2 protein-coding genes are annotated in these 1,490 nt (G+C 56.7%); both read left to right on the top strand.

Features of this window, described 5'->3' with window-relative positions; translation table 11 throughout:
- On the top strand, nucleotides 1–630 hold a 630-nt coding region (locus AC1DRJ_RS27380), incomplete at its 5' end, for a polysaccharide biosynthesis tyrosine autokinase (protein ID WP_477804902.1).
- 55 nt (nucleotides 631–685) lie between these two features.
- Nucleotides 686–1,216 (top strand): transcription/translation regulatory transformer protein RfaH, encoded by a 531-nt coding sequence (gene rfaH, locus AC1DRJ_RS27375; protein ID WP_477804901.1) that lies wholly within the window; start codon nucleotides 686–688, stop codon nucleotides 1,214–1,216.
- Nucleotides 1,217–1,490: the final 274 nt, after the last annotated feature.

The following is a 1,490-nucleotide window of genomic DNA, read 5'->3' as shown; positions in this document are numbered from 1 at the left end:
AGCCTGCACTTCGCGACCATGGAGGCCAAGAACAACATCCTGATGATTTCGGGCCCGAGTCCAAGCGTGGGTAAATCCTTCGTCTCGTGCAACCTCGCGGCCATCATCGCCCAGACAGGGAAAAAGGTGCTGCTGGTCGACGCCGACATGCGCAAGGGTTACCTGAACAAACTGTTCCGCAAGGACGTGAGCAACGGCTTGTCTGATCTGCTGGCCGGCAGAGTCGACCTGAACACCGCGACCCACGCGACCGAAGTGGACAACCTGCACGTCATTACCCGCGGGCAGATCCCACCGAACCCGTCGGAATTGTTGATGCACAGCAACTTCACTCAGTTTCTGGAAGACGTCAGCAGCCAGTACGACCTGGTCATCATCGACACCCCGCCGATCCTCGCGGTCACCGATGCCGCGCTGGTCGGTCGCCAGGCCGGCACCAGCCTGATCGTGACCCGCTTCGGCGTCAACGCCGCCAAGGAAATCCTGGTGACCAAGCGCCGCTTCGAGCAGAACGGCATTGTGGTCAAAGGCGCGATTTTCAACGCCGTGGAACGCAAAGCATCTGCCTATGGCTACGGCAAATATGGTGCCTACAGCTACTACCAATACGAATATGCCTCAGACAAATAACACCGGAAATCAGGGCAGCACCGCCGCCCTGATCTACACAACGAGAACCCACGACATGCCTACCCAGCACGCGCGGCCCCKCTGGTACCTGATCCAGTGCAAACCCCGGCAGGACGCCCGTGCCGAGGAAAACCTGACACGTCAGGCCTTCACCTGCTATCGCCCAACCCACCACGTTGAACGTCTTCAACGTGGCCGGCGCACCACCTCGGTGGAGTCGCTGTTCCATGGCTACCTGTTCATCCAGCTCGACCAAAAAAAAGACAACTGGCACCCCATCCGCTCAACCTGCGGTGTGAACAAATTGGTGACTTTCGGCAAACAGCCGCTTGCGGTCGCAAACGAACTGATCGAAAACCTGCAACAGCGACTCAGCAACAAATCGCCCGACTCAATCACGTTTGAGCCGGGTGATCGCGTGCGCATCAACAGTGGAAGCTTCAAGGAGCTTGAGGCCATGTTCGTGGCCCGGGACGGCGAGGAACGCGCCATGATTCTCCTGCAACTTTTGCATCGCGAGCACACACTCAGCGTGCCGATCCTCGCGATAGAAAAACCTGATGAAATCGCCCTGCCCTTACACTGACTAAAACAACCAACGCTGCTCGTGAACACTCGTAATGCTGGCTGTTTGTATGGTCAGTAATCAGTGTCTGAATTCACCCATTTTCTCGCTACTTGCGCTTCAAAAAAATGCCAGCGCTCACATCGGCCCGTATGCCGCCTGCATGATCCACGTTCTCAGGAAACCAACGGTTAATCCTGGGGCGGTAGCGTGTTCAAAACCTTGATAGGACTAAGACAGAGCCTTCAATAGCCTCCGAGAACGACCTGATTGCTCCCCAAGCCCAGAAAGAAAC

The sequence above is a fragment of the Pseudomonas sp. P5_B2 genome (assembly GCF_056400445.1).
This window is presented reverse-complemented; position numbering and strand designations above follow the sequence as displayed.